Genomic DNA, 22,676 nt, shown 5'->3' on the forward strand with positions numbered 1-22,676 from the left:
CAAAAATAACGCTATCTGAACTTTTCGTCGTCCCGGATAGCGTTATGATTTATTTAAAATGATCGTTATTTTACGATAAAGCGTTTTACTTTTCCAACTTTTCGGGTACCTACACGAACAAGGTAAACTCCCCTCGCAGCGTATGACATATCCAGATCGTAGACATAACCATCTCCTTCATTAAGGATCAGGTTTTCCAGGAGCAATTGGCCGCTAATATCATGAACTGTGAGGCGTAGAGGTTCATTAAAGCTTGTTTCCATTACTACCCTGTAAAGTCCTTCTATGGTTGGATCTGAAACCACGATCAATTCAGCTTCATTCAGGATGAAGTCTTCAATATCTAAAGTACTGTCAATGATATTTACTGAATAATCATGTGTTGTTCCATAGGCCATTACTGAACATGGATCATTTAGATCTCCATCAAAACTGGTATCACCAGCTCTTATTCTCAGTAAATGTTGTCCCAATGCAGCATCTTCAGGTAAACTGAAGTTATAGGTAAAAGGTGTATTAATTTCCGGAATCACTTCTGAAGTGATCAATCTTTCAGAATCTTCAAAAACCGCGTTATCATTCAGATCGATCCACATGGAAAACTTCTCCACATCATCATCTGCAAAATTGGTTTGAACAGTTACGCTGTAATCGTTGATTGATCGATCAAGATTCGTAGTACCTCCAATAAAATCAAGATATCCTGTAGTACATGGAATCCTTTCATTTACAAAATCATTGATCTCGAAATAAAATATGCCATCTCCTTGGGAGCAATCTGAACCTTCAGGAATACAATCTAAATTAGCAACCGACGTTCTTTCTGAATCGTTCGATGGATCAAAGTCGTTTGCCAGCCTGGTTCTGGCCGTAATCGTATATCGCCCGGAACTTGAAAAATTAGAAGTCTGATTAAAAGTATAAACTTCAAGACCTCCTACTTCAAGGGTACCATTAAAAACTTCAGAAACGGTAGCATTATTTCCAACCTGATAAGAAACCGGTATATTGCCTTGTGGCTCTCCCCCAAAGTTTTCGATCGTGACCGTCACCTGCTCAGAAGCACTCAGGTTCTCTCCAGATTCCGGCGCGTCGATGGAAGTAACACCAACATCATTAGGTGGTAAATTCTTCACCTCAGCTTCAATACTATCGTTTCCTGGATTGACATCGCCCTGAAGATTGGTAGAAATCACCAGTGTATAGATCTGGCCTACTTCGGAAAGATCTGCGAGTTCAGAAAAATTAAATTCAGTAACACTTTCCGCAGGAATGGTTTCAGTATAGGTCTGAGTTACCGTTTCACCACCATTTATGGTATAGCTGATCTCAAAATTAGATTGAGGATTAAGTCCGAAATTTCTAAGCCTGATGCTAATTTGTTCCGAAGCGGTTAAACTTGCATCTTCGGGACTTTCCAGGCTAATCACTCCAATATCGTTGAGTTCTGTTGCAGAAAATCTAAAAACCCCCACTTTATTAAGACGTCTTGTTCCTTCAAAATATTCTGCATTATGCCAGAAGGTAAGATCATCTACCGGGTCTATGCTTAGATGCGCATAGTCTCCATAGCGACCAAAAGGACTGGGCTGCGGACTCAATCCCTCCACAATGCTCTGCTCTTCGATGCTCATGACTCCCAATGCGTCATTCACATATCGCCCGGTATAACGAATGGATGGGAAAATTGGATCCACAGGATTATCATCCAGAATCGTAAAACCAAGCGCTATATTTCCCCGGGCATCTATCCCTATGCTTCCACTAAATCTATCACTCGGGTCCGGGGCGTAAGTACCTTCCTGGTAAACGCTCCAGGCTGCGCCATCGTTCGCCTGTCTTAGTTCATACCAGCGAATGCCTGCATGTTCCGCAGGACTAGCATCCACATCTACCACAAAGTTCATTACGACCGAATTGTGGTCTTCGAACCTGCGATACTGCGTCATATACATCATGGCACCCTGCAGGGCATCAATATCTGTATCACTTCCCGGCTGAGCAAGATTCTTAAAGCTACCACCATCAAAAGTCGCTATAAATGGTGAAACACCATCAGTAAGTTCCTGATTTAACCTTATGCTGGAAGAAGAAAGTTCCTCCCAGTTTACATCCATAAGCCAGATCTTTAAATGATCTTCATTCACCCCGGCCCATTGATCGTCCTGTAAATAAATTATTGGTGCATCTCCCGCAGGCGGAAGATCTGATCCCATCACACTAAAACCTGCCGGACTGTAGAAACCGTTATTCTGAATTCCCGGTAAAGGAAAACCCAGTATTCTAACATCATTTGCACCAGCAAGCATTTTATCACGTTCCAGTACATAAACAATTTCTTTACCCTGTGGTTCTAAAGCATCCTTGTTGGTAGTGATATAATAACCATCGCTCCAAAGTGAAATTTTCGGGTAATCTGGCAGTGATTCCAGGTCAAATCTATAGGTATACCATCCACTATTTACGGGGTCGGGACCCTGAGAAACTGCGAAAAGCAATGCTGCCGGAGAATTACTCGTACCTCTTGGTGCAAGGTCATCGCTAAATTGCATTACCACGAACCTATCTGCCGACTCATCGTAGAAAACGATAGGATCCCCATCGGTTTCATCATTGAAAGCTCCACCGATACTAGCGAGCGAAGAACCAGGAATTAAAACATTTCCCTGCTTATCCCAGATCGCAAATTCAGAGTTCCAAGCATTCACATAATGATTTCGGCCTACGGCACCGGTAGGATCTGAGGGAGTTGATCTCGTATCTGCTCCATCAAAAGTAAATATTGGCGCTTTCGCCGGGATCTCACCTTTTTTCTTTTGAACAGTAGGATCATCTCTTTTTGGCAGGCCTTTCCCCGGAACGATCTTGTTGATCCCTCTGTTTCTTGGATTATAAAGCTTTTGCTTTTTGGTAGAAGGAATCAATCGTTTCTTTGAAAGTGCTCCCGATTTAATTACGCTGGCAGAATCTATGAATGCAGGTCCCATTCTTTCTTTCTGCTGGGAAAAAACGTTCAGCTGAAAAAGAAATAAAAGAGGAAGTAATAGTATATATTTTTTCATCGCGAATGCATCAACTTCAATAATGACTAAAAATAGACATTATCAAATTTAATCAATATAAAAAAGGCAATTAATCACTTAATTGCCTTTATATCGGGACTATACCAGAAATGAATATTTCTATACGAAATCTTTCATCCAGGTTTTAAAGTCGGTTTCTTTTCTTATCAATGCATCGAGTTCAGAGATTTTTACTCTTTTCTGTTCCATGGTATCTCGGAATCTTACAGTTACTGAATCATCTTCCAGCGAATCATGATCTACCGTAATACAAAGCGGAGTTCCGGCAGCATCCTGTCTTCTATATCTACGTCCAATGGCATCTTTCTCATCATACTGCACTCTGAAATCCCATTGAAGTTCATCAATGATCTTATGTGCAAGTTCCGGCAAGCCGTCTTTCTTCACCAGTGGTAATACTGCTGCTTTTGTTGGAGCCAGTACCGCAGGAAGTTTTAATACTGTACGAGTATTCCCGTCTTCCAGTTGCTCTTCTTTTAACGAAGATGAAAGAACTGCCAGGAACATACGATCAAGACCTATCGAGGTTTCGATCACGTAAGGCACATAATTCTCTTTGAGCTCAGGATCGTAGAACCTCAGCTTTTTACCAGAGTGTTCTTCGTGAGCTTTAAGGTCAAAATCTGTTCTTGAATGAATACCTTCAAGTTCCTTAAATCCAAATGGGAAATCAAATTCTATATCTGCAGCTGCGTTAGCGTAATGCGCTAATTTTTCATGGTCATGGAATCTATAATTTTCTTCACCCAGACCTAGAGATCTATGCCAGTTTAATCTAATTTCTTTCCATTTCTCGTACCACTCAAGTTCTTCACCTGGTCGTACAAAAAATTGCATTTCCATTTGTTCAAATTCTCTCATTCTGAAAATGAACTGTCTTGCCACGATCTCATTTCTGAAGGCTTTACCGATCTGTGCTATCCCGAAAGGAATTTTCATTCTTCCGGTTTTCTGAACATTCAGAAAGTTTACAAAGATACCCTGAGCAGTTTCAGGTCTCAGGTATAAATCTGTAGCAGAATCGGCTGAAGCTCCCAGTTTTGTTCCAAACATGAGGTTGAACTGTCTAACTTCAGTCCAGTTCTTAGAACCTGTATCGGGATCTGCGATTTCAAGTTCTTCTATTAACTTTTTGACATCAGCAAGGTCTTCATTAGTAAGCGAGCGAGCCAGTCTTTCCAGGATCTCTTTACGATCACTAAGATATCTTTGCACTCTTGGATTAGTCTGCCTGTACATTTCTTCATCGAAATCTTCACCAAACCTTTTCTTTGCTTTTGATATTTCCTTTTCTGCCTTTTGAAGTAGCTTTTCAGCATAATCCTCTACCAGAACATCTGCGCGATATCTCTTTTTAGAATCTTTATTGTCAATAAGAGGATCGTTAAAGGCATCCACGTGGCCAGAAGCCTTCCAGGTGGTGGGATGCATCAAGATCGATGCGTCTATACCAACAATATTCTGGTGTAACTGCGTCATACTTCTCCACCAGTATTCCTTAATGTTTTTCTTCAGCTCAGCTCCATTCTGTCCATAGTCATATACAGCACTCAGGCCATCATAGATTTCACTGGATTGAAAAATATACCCATACTCCTTCGAATGGGAAATCACGTTCTTAAAAAGGTCTTCTTGTTTTGCCATGGAACAAAAATAAAAAAACCGCCCTGAATAAGCTTCAAGGCGGTCCGTAATTTATATTTTAATAATCTATCTCAGGCTAAAACTTCCATTCGCAAGAAGAACAGCGTCATTATATACATAGACCTTATAAGTTCCTTCCAGTAGTTTATCCTCATCTGTATTAGAAAGAATACAAACATCCAGTTCATCTTTTTCGTAGAATACTTTCGAAGATGCGCTATAAACCATGGCTCCACCTTCATGTTGCACCACAATCTGATCACCTACGAGTTCATTTTCAGGGTTATAAACCTGAACATACATAGTTTTCTCTCCCGTATCTGCAAGATCATTAGCCGTTAGAGTAAAACAGGTTCTAATCTGGTCAATTCGTCCCGTTCTATCATTTTCGACTAGTTTTCCGCTATTCCTAACGATCACACCTTCTCCTTTTAAACCTGTGATCTTAAGACGTGCCGCCTTGTCCACCTTTGTGGAAAGACTTTGGTTCGTATTACGCAAAGAGTCTGAAAATCTTGTTCTTTCCTGCAAAGCAACGCTTGTACTATCCAGAGAAGTACTCAATTGTTGATTCTGCGCACTTAAACTATCTACCACGCGGAATAATCTGTCTTTCTCAGCTTTTAAATTACCGATCTCTCTTCTATATCTCGAGATCATAATTAGATTCGCTTCATTATCTTTTACTGAATCTAATAATCTGGTAATTCGATCACGCGCATTTACGAGGTCCTGATCCATCACCTCATTCTCATCGATCGCCTCATCGTATTTAATGATAAGTTCGTTCAATTCATCTTCTATAACTGTTTTTTCCTTCTGAAGGATCTCTTTATTCTCCTTTTCTTCGTTATAGAATTTGATGGTGTAAATACTCAGGGCAATAAGCGCCACGGCAAGTACACCTGTAAGAACTTTTAATGCAGTATTGCTTTTATTTTCTGTCATTATGAATCAATTTAGTTTGTAAATTTATACGTTTAACCAAGTCTGGTACAAGCCATTAACAAATGTTTCACGATTTCATCAATCTTCTTTATCCGGCTTCCTGTCACATTTGCCAGACAGAACTTGTGAAAAATGAGCATATACTTTGTACGAGTTGCCTTCATGATCTTCCGGTTACCAGGTATCATTTAGATAACGACAATCCGGTCAAAAAAATTTTCCAGGGCAGGGTAAAGATAGACAAAGCAACCGCATTATTACATTTCAGAAAAAAATCTGGGGTACAGCAGCTAATCCATGATCTGAAGTATCGCGGACACCAGGAAATTGGAAATTATCTTGGTGCATGGCTGGGAGAAGAGCTATCAGCGATCGATGAATACAGAGAAATAGACCTGGTTCTTCCTGTTCCTTTGCATAAATCCAGGTTAAAAGAACGTGGTTACAACCAGGTAGAAGCATTTGGAATCGAAATCGCCAAGAAATTGAATGCTCAATATAGATCTGATCTTCTATTAAAAGTAAACGCCATGCAAACACAAACCAGAAAAGGCAGGATCTCCAGATGGGGCAAAATTGAACAAACGCTCGAACTTCACAAGCCCGATGAATTGAAGGGAAAGACTGTGCTGCTGGTTGATGACCTGGTTACGACCGGAGCTACTCTGGAAGCCTGTGCTCATAAATTACTTGAAATAGAAAATATCAGAATATCTATCGCTACCATGGCAATTACACACTAAGCATTACGTTGTAATTCAAAATAATTGTTTCTTTGCTAAAAGAATTCCCTTTCATTCATGAAGAAAAGAGTACCCGGTTTTATTCTCGTTTTGATACTTCTGTTCACCACAGTACAGTGTGCAAAGAAAGGCATGCCCGAAGGTGGACCGGTAGATGAAGATCCGCCAAAATTCTTAAGAGCAAACCCTGAAAACTTCACTACGAATTTCGACAAAGAAGAAATACGAATTTACTTCGATGAATATATTAAGCTGGACAAACCTTCCCAGCAGATCATTATTTCTCCCCCCATGGTCCCAAAGCCGAACATCATGCCTTTGGGAACAGCGAGAAAAGATATTAAGATAGAGATCACGGATACTTTGGAAGAGAATACTACCTACGCGATTAACTTCGGAAAATCTATCGTCGACAATAATGAAGGGAATCCCTATGATTATTTCAAATATGTATTTTCAACAGGAGATTATATAGATTCACTGTCAGTTTCAGGAATTGTTAGAGACGCAAAGCTGAAAGAACCTTCAGAAGTAATATCTGTGATGCTTTATGAAGCCGATACTTCTTACACAGATTCTATAGTTTTTAAGGAAACTCCGAGGTATATCACCTACTCCCAGGATAGCACCTTTAATTTCAGTCTTGAGAATCTTAAGGCAGGAACTTACAGGATGGTCGCGCTTATGGATAGTAACGATAATTACCTCTATAACCCTAAAAAGGAAAAAATTGGTTTTGTAGAAGGTGATATTACGATTCCTAGTGAAGAGAGCTTTGAACTTACAGTTTTCAAGGAACAGCTTGAATTCGAACCTAAAAGACCGAATCATTTTAAAGGGAACCAGATTATTTTTGGTTACGAAGGATATGCAGATCCCGATAGTATTAAAATCGATTTGCTATCCGCCAGGCCTGAAGGTTATCGCTCGAGAATAATTAAGGACCCTGTAAAAGACACTTTGTATTACTGGTATAATACCAGTCCGGAATTGGACACCCTAATGTTTGTGGTGAATTCTCCAAAGACGCAGGATACTTTAATCGCGAGAATGGGAAATCTGGAACGTGATTCATTGATGATTTCAACCGAAAATGGCGATTTGATCAAAGACTTCAAGTTAAAAGCTAACACGCCAATCGTTGATTATGCTGCAGACCAGATCAGAATCATGGATATGGATTCTACTGATGTTCCTTTTGAAGCTGAATTTGATCCATTACTGAATGAAGTGAGACTGAAATTCGAGAAAAAGCCCTCAAATAATTATAATATCACTGCCTTTCCAGGTGCAATCACAGATCTTTTTGAAGAAACGAATGACACCATTTACAAGAACATGACCACTAAGGATCTTTCGGCATTTGGTACTATTATCATAGATCTTCAGAATATTCAGCAATTTCCAGTGATCGTGCAGTTAACCAATATTAAAGGTGAAATTTTAGCGGAGCAATATTCAGAAGACCGGTCTAATTTCACTTTCAATTATCTCAATCCCGGGGATATCCTGGTGCGAGTTATTTTTGACAGCAATGCCAACCAAAAGTGGGATACAGGCAATTTCCTGAAAAAGATTCAGCCGGAAAGGATTCAGTATTTAAGAGACACTTTGGAAGTGCGCGCTAACTGGGATCAACCTTACACATTTAGTCTAGACTAAAAGAATCGCGATCCTGAAGGAATTTTAATTTCTCACGGGTTTCCAGCATTTCCTTTTTGGATAGTTCGAATTCCTCCACGAATTCGTCAGATCTATCCAGGCCGGTGATCGCATTACCCAAAACATCGTAAGCAGCAGAATGCCCGTTGTAAACATAGCCATCTCCATCCTCGCCGGTTCTATTCAATCCAATGCAGTAGCTCATATTTTCAATAGCACGCGCTTTCAGTAATGCATCCCACGCGTTTACACGCTTCTCAGGCCAGTTTGCTACATAGATCAATAGATCATAATCTTCGGTATTTCTGGCCCATACGGGAAATCTCAGGTCATAGCATACCAAAGGACAAATCTTCCAACCTTTATATTCAACGATCAACCTGTCTTTTCCTGCAGTATATGTAAGATTTTCCTTGGCCAAAGTGAAGGTATGTCGTTTGTCATAAATTTTATAATCTCCATCAGGAAATACGAAAAAGAGTCGGTTATAATATTCGCCATGATCTTTGATGATCACACTTCCCGTGATCGCAGCATTTTTATGCTTAGCCGTTTCGATCATCCAGTTGAGGGTCTTTCCTTTCGTTTCTTCAGCAAGATTTTCAGCATTCATGCTAAAACCTGTTGTAAACATTTCCGGTAGTACAATAAGTTCTGCCTTATCGCTGATCGCTTTTATCTTTTCTGAAAACATCTCCAGATTCGCTTCAGAATTTTCCCATTCCAGCTCAGCCTGAATTATGGCTACTTGTAATTTATCATCCATACTCAAAAATATAAAATTCGTGTAAAGCTGTGCCAAAGCAGTGTTAAATCATTGTGCAACGCCGGCTTTATAAATAGTTTTATTCCACAAAAAAATCAAAATCATGAGTGTAGCAAATTTCTTTCAGAAGGATTCATATGTTTCTAATACAAGTCGTAGTGTAATTTCAGGTTTTATTGGTGGTCTTGCCGGGACAGCAGTTAAGACTCTTATTGAGCAGGTTCTTCCGGTTAGAGAAATCGACCAGAAGTCTTCTCAAATGAAGATAGTAGATGACCTTTCGACTAAGATCACAGGTAGCCCCGTAAGCACTCACAATGAAGCACTGGCAGAACAGTTGGTGAATATCCCAATGGGTGGTTCACTAGGAGCCGCTTATGGATATGGTAAAAAGAACCGTTTTGGCCTTAAACCTATGGACGGGATCATTTTTGGCGCAACGACCTGGGCTTCCACCCACGAAACTTCTTTACCTATTTTAGGTCTTGAACCTAAACCAACAGATGTGCCTGTAAGAATGCAGATCAATGAGCTTTTTGCCCATGTTGCATTTGGTGTAACTACAGAGCTAGTAAGACATTATATCGATAAGCAATTGAGAGAGAGTAACTAAGCCTCTAATTGCTTCAACATTCTTTTAATTCTGTCTTCAAGTTTTTCTGAAGATAATTTTTCACGCATTCTATCTGTAATGATTGGAAATGAGAAGGGTGTTGGTTTCGCACATTTTTTCCACACGATCGTCTGTTTTGAAATTCTATCGAGGGAGATTCTTAATCTCCCTTCTTCCAATTGATGTTCAAAAGTCTCCCGAAAAGCTTGCTGATACAGTAAATTATCCTCTTCATAATCTCTGAAAACACTGAACAATAGTTGAGAATTGGATTGAAGGTGTTTGCTTTTGATCAGCTTATTAGGATAGCCGGTAAATACCAATCCAGCGATTACTGCTATATCGCGGAATTTTCTACGGGCCATTTCCGTAGCATTCAGACTTTTATAGAGATCATCCATTAAAAAATCTGCAGAAAACAGATTGTTATCCAATACTTGCTGCATATCGATCTCCTGGTCTGAAAGTAATTCGAATCCGTAATCATTGAAGGCGATCGAAAAGCTAATAGGAACAAGCAAACTGATGCGGTAAGCAAGTAAACTACCCAGAGCTTCGTGCACAAATCTCCCGTCAAAAGGATAAAAAACCGCATGATAACCTTCCCGGGTTTTAAAAGTTTCTATTAAAAACTCATCTGCCTTTGGAATGATTGAATCTCTCTGTTGCCTTTTAAAAATAGGTTTTAAAGCTTCGAATTCAGGACTGGTCTTTTCATCCTGCTCCAATGCTGAAGCTTCATACATTTCATCGCGTAACAATTCACTCATTTGAGCGGAGAAAGTCATCCTTCCACCGGACCAACTGGGAACTTTAGCAGTTTTCTTTTTCGATTTTCTAACCAGTACCTGCATGTTCTTAATTCGAACGAGTTCCAGGTTTCTACCGGCAAAGGTAAATACATCACCAGGTTTCAATTTCGAAATAAAGAACTCTTCCATAGTTCCTATATAACCACCCTTAATATATTTTACACTAAGTACCGCATCGCTAACGATCGTTCCAATTTGAAGTCGGTGACGCATGGCAACTCCCCGGTTATTGATCTTAAACTTTCCATCTTCTTCGATCTCCACTTTTTTATATTCGTCGTAAGACTGAAGACTCTGGCTACCTTTGGTGATAAAATTAAGGATCCATCGCCATTGATCTTCAGTAATACCCTGAAAGCAGAACGTACTGGCAATTTCTGGGAAGATCTCTTTTGGGAAGAACCCATTAGAAACTGCCAGCGTATTTAAATATTGAACTAAAACGTCAAAACTCATCAGGTAAGGCACTCGATCCTCTACCGCCTTTTTAACTACGGCCTTTTGTAAAGCTGAAGCCTCGATCAACTCTATAGCATGAGTTGGCAGAAAGTAGATCAAACTTACTTTTCCCGGTTGGTGACCACTTCTACCTGCCCTTTGTAAAAATCTCGCTACACCTTTAGGTCCGCCAATTTGTACGATCGTTTCCACCGGTGCGAAATCTACTCCTAGGTCAAGACTAGAAGTACAGACCACAGCTTTCAGACTTTCATTTCTTATCGCCTGCTCGACCCAAAGCCTGGTTTCTTTATTAATACTCCCATGATGCATGGCAACTTCACCGGCAAACTCCGGATATTTACTCAGCAATTTCTGAAACCAGAGTTCACATTGCGACCTGGTATTGGTGAAGAGCAGAGTGGTTCTGGATTCCTTGATAATAGGCACGACCTCATCCAGCAAATGCAGACCTAAATGCCCTCGCCAGGGAAATTTCTCCATTTTCTTCGGAATGATAGATCGAACATCGATCTTCTTTTTCAAGAATGCTCGCACCAAAACCGAATTTTCCAAAGCTTTTGACTCTGGCCCAAGCAGTACTTCCCTTGCCTGATCAAGATTCCCGATTGTAGCAGAAATACCCCAGATCCTTAAATCTTTAGAGATAGTTTTTAATCGGGACAGACCTAATTCTACCTGAACACCTCTTTTGGTCCCCAGAAGTTCATGCCACTCATCGATCACGATCGCCTGCAGATCCTTGAATGTTTTATCGTAGTTTTTGGAAGCTAGCAGTAATTGCAGGCTTTCAGGAGTTGTAATGAGTAGATCTGGCATAGAGCGTTTCTGCGCGGCCCGGTCCTTCTGGGAAGTATCTCCGGTCCTGATACCCACGGTAAATTGCGTTCCCATTTCTTCCGCAAAGCGTGAAGCGGCCTGTTCGATCTCAACACTTAAAGCTCTAAGCGGAGTGATCCATATCGCCTTTAAACCTTTCTTATGCTTCGTTTTATAATCCGGGTTTTTACGAATATAATCCAGTACTATTGGAACCCATAGGGCATAGGTCTTCCCACTTCCGGTAGGCGCATTCAACAATCCGTTTTTCTTCTGAAGATAGGCTGTCCAAGTATCCTTCTGAAATTTAAAGGGTTTCCAGTCCTGTCCCGCAAACCAGTCTTCTGCCAGTCCTATGAATTCTGCCCTCTTCATTATGGTATGAGCGCTTTTAAATCGTCCAAAGTATTGGCTTCTTCGATCTTTTTATCTAATCTCCAGCGAAGTATTCTGGGGAACCGCGTTGCAACACCACTTTTGTGCCTTTTAGATTCTGCAATTCCTTCAAAAGCAATTTCGAATACGTAATGTGGAGTTACACTTCTAACAGGACCAAAGCGGTCCAGCGTATTTCGTTTGATCCAGGCATCCAGCTTTCTGAATTCTTTATCGGTAAGTCCCGAATAAGCCTTTGCGAAAGTGACCAGTTCCTTTTTTTCTTCATCCCAGAGCCCGAATGTATAATCTGTAAATAAATTACTTCGCCTTCCATGACCTCGCATGGCATAGGTAAGAACAGCATCTATGGTGAGAGGATCAACTTTCCATTTCCACCAGTCGCCTTTTTTCCTCCCTACGAGATACGGAGAATCTAGTCTTTTCAGCATTAATCCTTCCGACTTTACCTCTCTCGAATTTTCGCGTTCTACAGCTGCTTCCTCCCAGGTTTTAAATCGTATACTTTCTGAAAGATGTAAGGGTAACTCTTCGCTTTGAACTTCGTGATATAGCTTTTCCAGGATCTCACGTCTCTCTCCAAATGCCGTATTCCGGATGTCCTCACCTTCCCATTCCAGAATATCGTAGGCTTTTAAAATAACCGGTGTTTTTTCAAGAAGTTTCTTACTAACATTTTTTCGTCCAATCCGCGTTTGCAGATCATTGAAAGTACCAATTTCACCATCAGGAAATGGCAGAATCTCACCGTCTATGACCGTTCCATTGGGCACTACACCAACCAAGGCTTCAAATTCGGGGTATTTATCGGTTACGAGTTCTTCTCCGCGTGACCACACAAATAACTGGTCATTTCTAATAATTACCTGCGAACGTATGCCGTCCCATTTATGTTCTGCGCTCCATTCTGAAACATCTCCAAGTGCATCAGGTTCATCTTCAATAGCGTAAGCAAGATAAAATGGATAAGGCTTTGAGAGAAAATCTTCTTCATTTTCCTCGAGAATAAGCTTATTGTAGGTGATTTTGGAAGGTTCCCAGTTACCCATTAATTTATAAGCGAGGATATCTTCATCAATTTCGGTAGCTTTTGCCAGAGCGCGGGTCATCAATTTCTGACTTACTCCAATTCTAAAACTTCCGGTTATAAGCTTGGTGAAGACGAAACGTTCGTAATAATTCAGATTTAGCCAGTTATCAAAAAGATATTCCTTTTTTATTTCTTCTGGCTTCTTCTTCAATTCAAGGATCTCCTGTAAAAACTGATTCAGACTTTTTTCCGTAGAACTGTCACTCTTCGGAATAACAAGTGCAATAGTTTCAGCCAGATCTCCAACAATATGATAAGATTCTTCAAATAGCCAGAGCGGGATATTCGCTAATTCTGAAGCCCATTCCCGCATGAGTGTGGTGTTTACCGGTCGGGGTGGTCGTCGATGACTCAAGATCGCGATGGTCCAGACCTTGTCTTTGTCTTCAGCATTTTTAAAATACTCGGTAAGTGCTTCTACTTTCAAGGTAGTTTTATTGGTACTATCCAGGGTTTTGATCAAATCTGCAAATGCTCTCATTCCGAATCCTTTTCTTTATCGCTTTCCAGTTGCCCGGTTTCACTTTCGTATTGAGTTTCTTCAGTTCGTGCGTCGTAACCATGTTCGCGTAGATATTTCGAAAATATATCGGTATATCCATGAGTACAGATAACTTTTTCGCAACCAGTTTCTTTGATGGACGATAATAAACCCTGCCAGTCACAATGATCACTGAGTACAAAGCCTTTATCGATCGCCCGTCTTCTTCTGGCACCACGAAAAGTCATCCATCCACTGGCTGAGGCGGTTACATAAGGCACCATTTTCCTTATCCAGGTACTTCCATGAGCACTTCCCGGCGCAAGTACGATATTACCTTTTAATTCTTCTTTCGTAGTTTCCCTGGTCACTCTTGTAGTTTCATGAAAATCGATTTGAGAACGTAAAACTTCAGTCATGTTCTCAATCGCTCCATGAGTATATATTTTACCAATAGAAGGATCCAAATGTTTAAGTAATCGCTGGGCTTTTCCGAGGGAATAACCGAAGAGCACAGAAGTTCTGCCATCTGCCTGATTTTGCGCCCACCAGTTATTAATTTCAGTAAAGACCTGCTCCTGTGGAGTCCATTTAAAAGCGGGTAATCCAAAGGTGCATTCAGTAATGAAAGTATGGCATTTTACGGGCTCATAAGGGACCGCAACGCCATCATCCTCTGTCTTATAATCCCCGGTAAAAACCCAGACTTCACCCTTATATTCCACCCTGATCTGGGAAGAACCAATAATATGACCTGCCGGATGCAACGAAAATTTCACTCCGTTGATCGTAAAGCTTTCATTCCACTTCTTGCCGGTGACATTAATTTCTCCCAGCCGGTGACTAATAATTGGCACATTGCTATGATGCGTAATATATTTTTTGTGACCATACCTGCTATGATCTGCATGACCATGAGAAATGATCGCCTTATCCACAGGTTTCCACGGGTCTAGATATACATCTGCAGCAGCGCAGTAAATTCCTTTATCATTAAAAGCCAGTAGCGGTGTTTCCATAAATTCTGAAGAAAATTGAATTTAAATAATACTCGATTCAAACGGAAAGGATTAAGAAAAGATTAGCGAACGACTAGCAAGAATAATGCTGGCTTTGCGTAATTAAAGTGCGGGATATCTTTATATTTGTAAGACTAAATTATATTACAAATGTCCTTTTCAGATTTATTTGGCTCAGGAGAGCATCTAAGAAACTTAAGTCATTTTGCATCGATCGTAAATCTTGCAGCCATTGATGGCGAGATTAATGATAGAGAAGAGAAATTACTTCAAAGATTTGCCCGTAAACTGGATATTAACGAAGAAGAATATGCCAAGGTGATCGAAAACCCAAAAGCATTTCCTCTTACCGGATCCAATAGTGTGGAAAGAAGATTAGAGCGGCTTCACGATCTTTTCAAGATCATTTTTGCAGATAATGAGATCGACGAAGAAGAAACTGAACTCATCAAGCGCTACGCGATTGGTCTTGGTTTTTCCAGCCAGGCTTCTGAAGGAATTATCGAGCGTTCTATCCAGATCTTTAGTGGACAGTTAAACTTCGAAGATTACCGTTATTTGCTTGAAAAAGATAATGACTGAGACTGATCTTCAGTTTCTGCTTTCTGCATAAACTCTTCAGCTTTTTCCACCATTTTCCTGCTTCCGCAGAAGAAGGGCACACGTTCGTGAAGCTCGGCAGGTTTTATGTCCATAATTCTCTGGAAACCATCACTTGCTTTACCTCCAGCCTGCTCTGTCAAGTATGCGAATGGATTGCACTCATAAAGCAGTCGCAATTTCCCATTATTAGCTTTAGAACTCTTCGGGTACATGAAAATTCCACCTTTAATCATGTTCCGGTGAATATCTGATACCATGGAACCAATATACCTGGAAGTATAAGGGCGATCTCCCTGTTCCTCCTGGCAGTATTTGATATAATCCTTCACTCCCTGGGGAAAATGAATATAATTCCCTTCATTAATAGAATAGATCCTTCCATCTTCAGGAAATTTCATATCTGGATGAGAAAGATACCAGGATCCCAGAGCAGGATTTAAGGTAAATCCATTCACTCCATGACCTGTGGTATATACTAACATGGTTGAAGTTCCATAAATAATATATCCCGCGGCCACCTGCATATTACCGGGCTGAAGAAAATCTTCTTTCTGAACCGGAGTCCCAATAGGTGTCACTCTTTGATAGATCGAGAAAATAGTACCTACAGAAACGTTTACGTCTATATTGGAACTACCATCCAGCGGATCCATCAATACAACATATTTATTCTTATGATCGCGTTTATGCCCTTCGATCCGGATGAAATCATCATTTTCTTCGGAAGCGATGCCACAAACGATCTCGCGATTGGTCAAAGTTTGAATAAACTTATTATTCGCATAAACATCCAGCTTTTGCTGGTCTTCACCCTGAATGTTGGTCTCGCCATAAGCCCCTATGATATCCACTAGACCGGCTTTGTTCACCTCATGATTAACTACTTTGGCAGCTAGCCGAATAGAATTAATAAGTCTGGATAATTCTCCGGAAGAACCCGGAAAATCTGACTGGTTTTCAATGATAAATTCTCCGAGAGTTTGATTTGGCTTAGACATGAAATTGGGTTTCTGGCCGCTAAAGTATTAAATTTTGATCTTACTATAACGATTTCGCTGGCAATACTACTATTGTTTAAATTTGTAGAAAAGTATTTATATGGAAATTAACATTAGAAAGGCGGAAGCCCGGGACATGCATGACGTTCTTGATCTCATAAAGGAACTCGCAATCTTCGAAAAGGAGCCAGATGCGGTCATTATTTCAGAAGAAGATCTTATAAGGGATGGTTTTGGTGAGCAACCTCTTTTCACCTGTTTTGTTGCTGAAGTTGAAGGGAATATCCACGGAATGGCTCTAATATATTTCAGGTACTCAACGTGGAAAGGAAAAACTGTTCATCTTGAGGATCTGGTGGTTCGGGAAAGCTACAGAGGCAAAGGCCTGGGATCTGCTCTTTACAGCCGGGTGATCAAATTTGCTTCCGAAGAGAATGTAAAAAGAACAGAATGGGTGGTTCTAAACTGGAATAAAGATGCTGCCGATTTCTATCGCAGAAGTGGTGCAAACGTCATGCAGGATTGGGATACGGTACAAATGGATGCAGATGGAATGCATGCCTATCTCCAAAATAAAAATATGCTTTAATAAGGCTTTAATAGACTTATCATCTACAATCCCTATTTTTGTTAAAATTTGACATATGGAATATACAATTAGAGAGGCCAGACGCGAAGACATGCGGGATGTTCTGGAACTTATAAAAGAACTTGCCGCACATGAAAACCATCTTGATGATGTAGAGGTAGATGTTGCCGCACTGGAAAAAGAAGGTTTTGAACATGAAAACTTTAAGTGTTTTGTAGCCGACGTTTCTGGAAAAATTGAAGGAATGGCGCTGGTATACTTCAGGTTTTCTACCTGGAAAGGAAGAACCGTACACCTTGAAGATCTTATCGTTCGTGAAAGTATGCGTGGAACAGGTCTTGGCGGAGCTTTATACCAACAAGTTGTGAAATATGGTCACGAGCATGGCGTTAAACGTATAGAATGGGTCGTTTCAGAAGGAAATAGAAATGCGATCGAATTTTATGAAAATACAGGTGCACAAATAAAGGAGAGCTGGAAGACCGTACATATGGAAGAAAGTGGTATCCATAAAAATGTGAAAAAGTAGTGATCAAAGTATTTAAGTTTGGTGGTGCTTCAGTAAAAGATGCTGAGGGCGTTCGCAACCTTTTAAAGGTTCTTGAAGTTACAGGAACTGCAGAAAAACTGATCGTAATTTCTGCGATGGGTAAAACAACGAATGCCTTGGAATTTGTTGTACAGGAATACCTGCAAAATTCCAGAGTTTCTAATACGCTGGAGCAAGTAAAAACTTATCATCTGGAGATCATGCAGGAGCTTTTTCCAGATACAAGAGCACAGGTTTTTACTAAAATTCATAGGCTTTTTACTGAACTTGAAAACTTTTTAGAACATAATAAATCAATACAATACGATTTCGTTTACGACCAGGTTGTGAGCTTTGGTGAGTTGATTTCTACCACTATAGTTAGCGAATACCTTAATAGTCAGCAGATTAAATCAACATGGCTGGATGTACGAAAATTCATTAAAACCGATAGTACCAATCGGGAAGCTCAGGTAAACTGGAGGTTGACTCAGGACCTCGTACTCAGTCATATCGATACCTCAAAGCTCAATATCACTCAGGGTTTTATTGCTTCAGATGCGAACAATTTCACGACTACATTGGGAAGAGAAGGCTCAGATTATTCGGCGGCGATCCTGGCCTATTGCCTTAATGCCGAAAGTGTAACGATCTGGAAAGATGTTCCTGGTGTCTTAAATGCAGATCCTCGGCATTTTACCGAAACTCATTTGCTCAACCAGATCTCCTATGAAGAGGCTATAGAGCTCGCGTTTTATGGTGCTTCGGTGATACATCCAAAAACACTACAGCCATTACAGAGAAAGGAAATTCCGCTTTATGTTCGCTCTTTTATTAATCCTGCGGAAGAAGGCACTGCTGTAAGTAAGGGTAGGACTATTTTTCCTGAAGTGCCCTGCTTCATTGTGAAGAAAAATCAGGTATTGATCTCTTTGTCCTCCCTGGATTTCAGCTTTATGGTGGAAGAAAATATTTCTGAAATATTCCGACTTTTTCATAAATATCAAATGAAGGTGGATCTCATTCAAAATTCGGCTATTAGTTTTAAAGTCTGCGTAGATAATAAATTCAACCAGCTTGAAAAACTAATTCAGCATCTTAAAGCGCGATTCAAGGTGGATTACAAAACCGGTGTTTCTCTCTATACCATCAGGCATTTCAATGCGGAAGCGATCGCTAGTCTGGAAAAGGATAAAACCGTACTTTTAAAACAATTGACCCAAAACACCGTTCAACTGGTAGCTGAAGATTGATTTTAGGTCAAAAACTAACCAAACCAGGTAACTATGGGAATTGTAAGTGCAAGAGAAGTAGCCAAAGTGATGAATCTTCGCAAATTTGGTTTTCTTGGTGACAGCATTGGCTGGATGATCCTTAAAACCACGAAACTTTCCCGTATTAATCGAGAATACGATAAACGCAAAAACCTTAATGGGATTGATTTTATAGATTCTATTCTGAATGAATTTGAGATCGATTTTGATATTCCGGAAAAGGACCTGAAAAGAATTCCAAAAGATGGTTCTTTTATTACTGTTTCCAATCATCCTCTTGGAGGAATTGATGGAATGATCCTTATGAAGCTGGTTCTGGAGAAAAGACCCGATTATAAGGTCATTGCAAACTTTCTTTTGCACCGTCTTGATCCTCTTAGACCTTACATTCTGCCAGTAAATCCTTTTGAAGACCATAAGGATGCCAAGTCCAGCCTGGGAGGAATGAAAAGATCGATCGCACACATCAAAGCCGGGAATGCCCTGGGAATTTTTCCTGCCGGGGAGGTTTCTACCAGCAAAGACAAACATTTGATCGTGGATAAACCCTGGGAACCTTCAGCCATGAAACTTATTCAGAAATCGAAAGTTCCGGTTCTTCCTATTTATTTTCATGCTAAGAACAGCTTATTTTTCTATCGCCTGGCTAGTATGAGCGATGTGCTGCGTACAGCAAAACTGCCGAGCGAGATGCTTTCCCAAAAACGTAGAAAAATTAAGGTTAGAATAGGCCATCCAATTTCAGTAGAAGATCAGAAAGAGCATACGAATCTTGAAGCGTATACCGCATTTTTACGACGGAAAACATATATGCTTGCCAATGTTTTTGAGAAGAAAAATTTACTGTCCAAACTTCCCAGAACTTTAAAGATTCCCAGATCTCCGAAAGACGTTGCTGAAGAAACCAATTCAGAATTAATGAGTCTTGAAGTGGAGAATTGCAGGAGAATGGATAAACGGCTGCTGCAAAGTAAAAATTACGAGGTTTTTCTTGCCAAACGTGAAGTGATCCCAAACATCCTGAATGAAATTGGCAGATTAAGAGAGATCACATTTCGAGAAGTGGGAGAAGGCACCAATAAAAGTGTGGACCTGGATAAATTCGATGATCATTATCACCATTTGTTCCTTTGGGATCAAGAAGCTGAAAAGATCGCCGGTGCTTACAGAATGGGAATGGGAAATGAGATTTTCGCAGCTCATGGAATCGATGGTTTCTACCTGCAGGACCTGTTTGGTTTTGAACCGGAACTTTACAAAATGATGAGCGAGAGCATCGAAATGGGCCGGGCGTTTATCATTAAAGAATACCAGCTTAAGCCCATGCCTTTGTTCTTATTATGGAAAGGAATCGTGCATTGTACCTTAAGATTTCCGGAACATAAGTATCTGATTGGCGGGGTCACCATAAGCGACAAATTCAGTAATTTTTCAAAATCGCTGATGATCGAGTTCATGAAGTCCAATTATTACGATCCATATGTTGCACAGTATGTTCATCCCAAGAAAGAATTTAAAGTAAAACTTGTCGATGCAGACAAAGACCTTGTATTTGACGAAAGCGAAGCCGATCTCAATAAATTTGATCGTATCATTGATGAGCTGGAACCTGAGAACCTCAGGCTTCCTGTTCTTATAAAAAAATATATTAAGCAAAATGCCAGGGTGGTTGCTTTTAACGTGGACCCTTTGTTCAATGATGCGGTAGACGGACTTATGTATATAAGGATCGCTGATCTACCCGAGAGCACGGTAAAACCGGTGATGGAAGAGTTTCAGAAAGAACTTGAAGAGCGGGCGGCAGCAATTGCAAAAGATAAATAAGCTGCTGTTAAGATACTGTTATTCTGATGTTTTTACTGGACATTGGAAAGCTTGATTCTTAACTTGCAAATCTAAACGCTAACAACATGGAAAATATATTAATAGCCGGTGCAACCGGTGCTACAGGAAAAAGAGTAATCGAAATCCTGAACAATTCTGAAAGTTTTAATCCGCTGGCACTTATTCGAAAAGAAGAACAAAGACAGCAGTTTGAAGATATGGATGTAGAAGCTGTGATGGGAGATCTTGAGGGCGATGTAAGTCACACCATGAAAGGAATTGATAAGGTGATCTTCGCCGCAGGATCTGGTGGAGGAACCAGTGAGGAAAAAACGATCGCGGTAGACCAGGAAGGTGCAAAAAAACTAATTGATGCAGCGAAAAACTCCAACGTTCAGAAATTTGTAATGTTGAGCGCAATGGCAGCAGATGAGCCATCAAAAAATGAAGATCTTAAGCATTATCTAGAAGCGAAAAAAGAAGCTGACGACTATCTTCGTGCAAGCGGATTGAATTATACGATCGTTAGACCAGGTGCGTTGACCGATGATCTTGGCCTTGCTAAAGTTGAAGTTGCAGAAGGTTCACTTGGAAAAAGAGGAGAGATCTCCAGAGATGATGTAGCATTTTTACTGGTAATGTCACTGGCAGATCCATTAGTAAAAAATATGACTTTTGAGGCAATTGAAGGCCCTCAATCTATAAAAGAAGCTTTATTAGATCTTACCACTAAAGCTTAAATAATATATTGAATTAAGAAAAAAGCCATGCGATGCATGGCTTTTTTTATTCTTTATCTTTTTCTTTCTGATCCAGGAAAACCTGATCTACAGGCTCCCATAATTCGATCTTGTTTCCTTCAGGATCCAGGATCCAGCCAAATTTACCATAATCATAGGTTTCCATTTCACCTACAACTTCTACTCCTTCAGCTTTCAAAACCTTCAGTAATTCTTCCAGGTTCTCTACCCTGAAATTCATCATGAATTGTTTTTCCGAAGGTTCAAAATATTCAGTTTTATGATCCATCGGGCTCCATTGCGTTGAGCAATCATTTCCCTGTTTATCCTTCCACCAGAAAGTACAACCGTATTGATCTGTATCCAAACCTAGATGCTGATTATACCAGCTTTTTGTAGCGTCCGGATCTTTTGCTTTAAAAAAGAAACCTCCTAAACCTGTAACCCTGTTTTTCATAATGAATCGAATTTAAAGTTTTATTACTTGTTTAAAGATCAGTGAGATCTCTAAGGCTCTAAAGTGAAGCCCCCTATTTACTTATTCTCAACTCCAAAGCTCCCTATGATTTTATCTGCAATCACTGTGGCCAGTTTTTCATGGGATTCTCTGGTCCATCCTGCAACATGCGGACTCAATAGTGTATGTGGCATAAACATGAACTCTCTTAAAGCTTCCGGAATAGGATCTGCCGCACTTATACTAACATTCTTCTTATTCCCAAAAAGACTTTCAAAACTGGATTTTTCATATTCCAGTACATCCAGTCCTGCTCCAAGGATCTTTCCTTCTTTTAATGCGTCAACTAGATCTTCTGTCACCGCACTTTTCCCTCTTGCTGTATTAATAAACCAGAAGGGTTTTTTAAAGTTAGCAATAAATTCCTTATTGATCATTTGATAGGTTTTTTCTGTTAACGGAGTATGCAAACTCACGACATCAGCCTTTTCGAAAAATTCATCGTAGGAAACCTGTCTTGCATTCTCATCGGCAATTCCTTCCTTCAGATCATAAAAGATAACATCAACATCAAAACCTCTGAGCTTTCTAGCAAAACTCTTCCCCATATTTCCGTAGCCTATCAAACCAACGGTTTTGCCGTCCAGTTCCACGCCGCGATTTTCTTCACGATGCCATAATCCTTCGCGAACCTCACGATCTGCTTTGTTGAGTCGGTTAAACAGGGATAACAGCATTCCAAGAGCATGTTCCCCAACAGCATTTGCATTTCCTTCCGGCGCAGAAAATAGTTTGATTCCGCATTTCTGAGCATATTCCACATCAATGCTTTCGAGTCCGGCGCCAACCCGGGCGATAAATTTCAAATTTGGCGCAGCATCAATAAATTCTTTATCGATCTTATACCTGCTTCTTATGACGATACCATCGTAAAGATGTTGATTCTGAAGGGTTTCTTCCCGGCTTTGTTCGAAGCCTTCCACATTATGATGGCCAGCTTCTGCCAGTTTTTTCATTAATATAGGGTGATTCGTATCTGCGTGTAGGATGATCATGTTCTCTTATTTGAATTTAGCAATTTTCACATTTTCAGGAATCTACTGAAAATGCCCGCTACAAAGTTAAGA

At 40.2% G+C, this 22,676-nt stretch carries 19 protein-coding genes; 9 read left to right on the top strand and 10 right to left on the bottom strand.

The features are described from left to right. Positions 1–65: 65 nt before the first annotated feature. From ACNKXS_RS03075 to ACNKXS_RS03085, 3 genes are all read right to left on the bottom strand, one after another. Positions 66–2,987: a GEVED domain-containing protein gene (locus tag ACNKXS_RS03075; RefSeq protein ID WP_417919569.1), complete on the bottom strand. Its 2,922-nt coding sequence runs from the start codon at positions 2,985–2,987 to the stop codon at positions 66–68. Positions 2,988–3,182: 195 nt separating this feature from the next. After that, positions 3,183–4,727 carry a glycine--tRNA ligase gene (locus ACNKXS_RS03080; protein ID WP_417919570.1) on the bottom strand — a complete coding sequence of 515 codons (1,545 nt, stop codon included), beginning with the start codon at positions 4,725–4,727 and terminating at the stop codon, positions 3,183–3,185. Between the two features lie 66 nt (positions 4,728–4,793). Further along, positions 4,794–5,675, bottom strand: a complete 882-nt coding sequence (locus ACNKXS_RS03085; RefSeq protein ID WP_417919571.1) for a hypothetical protein — start codon at positions 5,673–5,675, stop codon at positions 4,794–4,796. Positions 5,676–5,737: 62 nt separating this feature from the next. Between ACNKXS_RS03085 and ACNKXS_RS03090 the strand changes: the two genes are divergently transcribed. Both ACNKXS_RS03090 and ACNKXS_RS03095 read left to right on the top strand, forming a co-directional pair. Further along, positions 5,738–6,418, top strand: a complete 681-nt coding sequence (locus ACNKXS_RS03090; protein ID WP_417919572.1) for a ComF family protein — start codon at positions 5,738–5,740, stop codon at positions 6,416–6,418. Positions 6,419–6,475: 57 nt separating this feature from the next. Further along, the gene (locus ACNKXS_RS03095; protein ID WP_417919573.1) at positions 6,476–8,080 is read left to right on the top strand and encodes an Ig-like domain-containing domain; all 1,605 of its coding nucleotides are present in this window, start codon (positions 6,476–6,478) and stop codon (positions 8,078–8,080) included. Here ACNKXS_RS03095 and ACNKXS_RS03100 read toward each other — a convergent pair. Then, complete coding sequence (locus tag ACNKXS_RS03100; protein WP_417919574.1) at positions 8,067–8,846, bottom strand: amidohydrolase; 780 nt, start codon at positions 8,844–8,846, stop codon at positions 8,067–8,069. The genes ACNKXS_RS03095 and ACNKXS_RS03100 overlap by 14 nt on opposite strands. 103 nt (positions 8,847–8,949) lie before the next feature. On the opposite strand from ACNKXS_RS03100, the gene ACNKXS_RS03105 reads away from it, so the two are divergent. Next, on the top strand, positions 8,950–9,459 hold the full coding sequence (locus tag ACNKXS_RS03105; RefSeq protein ID WP_405199902.1) for a DUF1440 domain-containing protein: 510 nt from the start codon (positions 8,950–8,952) through the stop codon (positions 9,457–9,459). Here ACNKXS_RS03105 and ACNKXS_RS03110 read toward each other — a convergent pair. Genes ACNKXS_RS03110 through ACNKXS_RS03120 form a run of 3 tightly spaced genes read right to left on the bottom strand, consistent with a single transcriptional unit; the run spans position 9,456 to position 14,535 of the window. Further along, entirely contained in the window at positions 9,456–11,924 is a 2,469-nt protein-coding gene (locus ACNKXS_RS03110; RefSeq protein ID WP_417919575.1) for a ligase-associated DNA damage response DEXH box helicase, read from the bottom strand. The two genes, ACNKXS_RS03105 and ACNKXS_RS03110, sit on opposite strands and share 4 nt — an antisense overlap. Further along, on the bottom strand, positions 11,924–13,516 hold the full coding sequence (locus tag ACNKXS_RS03115) for an ATP-dependent DNA ligase (protein ID WP_417919576.1): 1,593 nt from the start codon (positions 13,514–13,516) through the stop codon (positions 11,924–11,926). Before ACNKXS_RS03115 ends, ACNKXS_RS03110 begins: the two co-directional genes overlap by 1 nt. After that, positions 13,513–14,535: a ligase-associated DNA damage response exonuclease gene (locus ACNKXS_RS03120; RefSeq protein ID WP_417919577.1), complete on the bottom strand. Its 1,023-nt coding sequence runs from the start codon at positions 14,533–14,535 to the stop codon at positions 13,513–13,515. Before ACNKXS_RS03120 ends, ACNKXS_RS03115 begins: the two co-directional genes overlap by 4 nt. Positions 14,536–14,685: 150 nt before the next feature. On the opposite strand from ACNKXS_RS03120, the gene ACNKXS_RS03125 reads away from it, so the two are divergent. Further along, the gene (locus ACNKXS_RS03125; RefSeq protein ID WP_026913915.1) at positions 14,686–15,117 is read left to right on the top strand and encodes a tellurite resistance TerB family protein; all 432 of its coding nucleotides are present in this window, start codon (positions 14,686–14,688) and stop codon (positions 15,115–15,117) included. Here the strand turns inward: ACNKXS_RS03125 and fbp are convergent. Further along, positions 15,090–16,136, bottom strand: coding sequence for a class 1 fructose-bisphosphatase (gene fbp / locus ACNKXS_RS03130; protein WP_417919578.1), 1,047 nt, complete (start codon positions 16,134–16,136; stop codon positions 15,090–15,092). The genes ACNKXS_RS03125 and fbp overlap by 28 nt on opposite strands. Before the next feature lie 100 nt (positions 16,137–16,236). On the opposite strand from fbp, the gene ACNKXS_RS03135 reads away from it, so the two are divergent. The 5 genes from ACNKXS_RS03135 (at position 16,237) to ACNKXS_RS03155 (ending at position 21,092) form a co-directional block, all read left to right on the top strand. Next, positions 16,237–16,725, top strand: a complete 489-nt coding sequence (locus ACNKXS_RS03135; protein ID WP_417919579.1) for a GNAT family N-acetyltransferase — start codon at positions 16,237–16,239, stop codon at positions 16,723–16,725. A 55-nt stretch (positions 16,726–16,780) separates the two neighbouring features. After that, positions 16,781–17,254, top strand: a complete 474-nt coding sequence (locus tag ACNKXS_RS03140; protein WP_141879052.1) for a GNAT family N-acetyltransferase — start codon at positions 16,781–16,783, stop codon at positions 17,252–17,254. Between the two features lie 2 nt (positions 17,255–17,256). Then, on the top strand, positions 17,257–18,507 hold the full coding sequence (locus ACNKXS_RS03145) for an aspartate kinase (protein ID WP_417920137.1): 1,251 nt from the start codon (positions 17,257–17,259) through the stop codon (positions 18,505–18,507). A gap of 33 nt (positions 18,508–18,540) precedes the next feature. Beyond that, on the top strand, positions 18,541–20,352 hold the full coding sequence (locus ACNKXS_RS03150; protein WP_417919580.1) for a GNAT family N-acyltransferase: 1,812 nt from the start codon (positions 18,541–18,543) through the stop codon (positions 20,350–20,352). Positions 20,353–20,438: 86 nt separating this feature from the next. Next, positions 20,439–21,092, top strand: coding sequence for an SDR family oxidoreductase (locus ACNKXS_RS03155; RefSeq protein ID WP_295177798.1), 654 nt, complete (start codon positions 20,439–20,441; stop codon positions 21,090–21,092). A gap of 46 nt (positions 21,093–21,138) precedes the next feature. Here the strand turns inward: ACNKXS_RS03155 and ACNKXS_RS03160 are convergent, their stop codons facing one another. Continuing rightward, a complete protein-coding gene (locus ACNKXS_RS03160; RefSeq protein ID WP_417919581.1) occupies positions 21,139–21,549 on the bottom strand; it encodes a VOC family protein in 411 nt (136 codons plus the stop codon). Positions 21,550–21,626: 77 nt separating this feature from the next. After that, positions 21,627–22,604 (bottom strand): 2-hydroxyacid dehydrogenase, encoded by a 978-nt coding sequence (locus tag ACNKXS_RS03165; protein WP_417919582.1) that lies wholly within the window; start codon positions 22,602–22,604, stop codon positions 21,627–21,629. Between the last annotated feature and the right edge of the window lie 72 nt (positions 22,605–22,676).

Source organism: Christiangramia marina (genome assembly GCF_048285865.1).
In the GTDB taxonomy this organism is placed as follows: Bacteria; Bacteroidota; Bacteroidia; order Flavobacteriales; family Flavobacteriaceae; genus Christiangramia; species Christiangramia marina.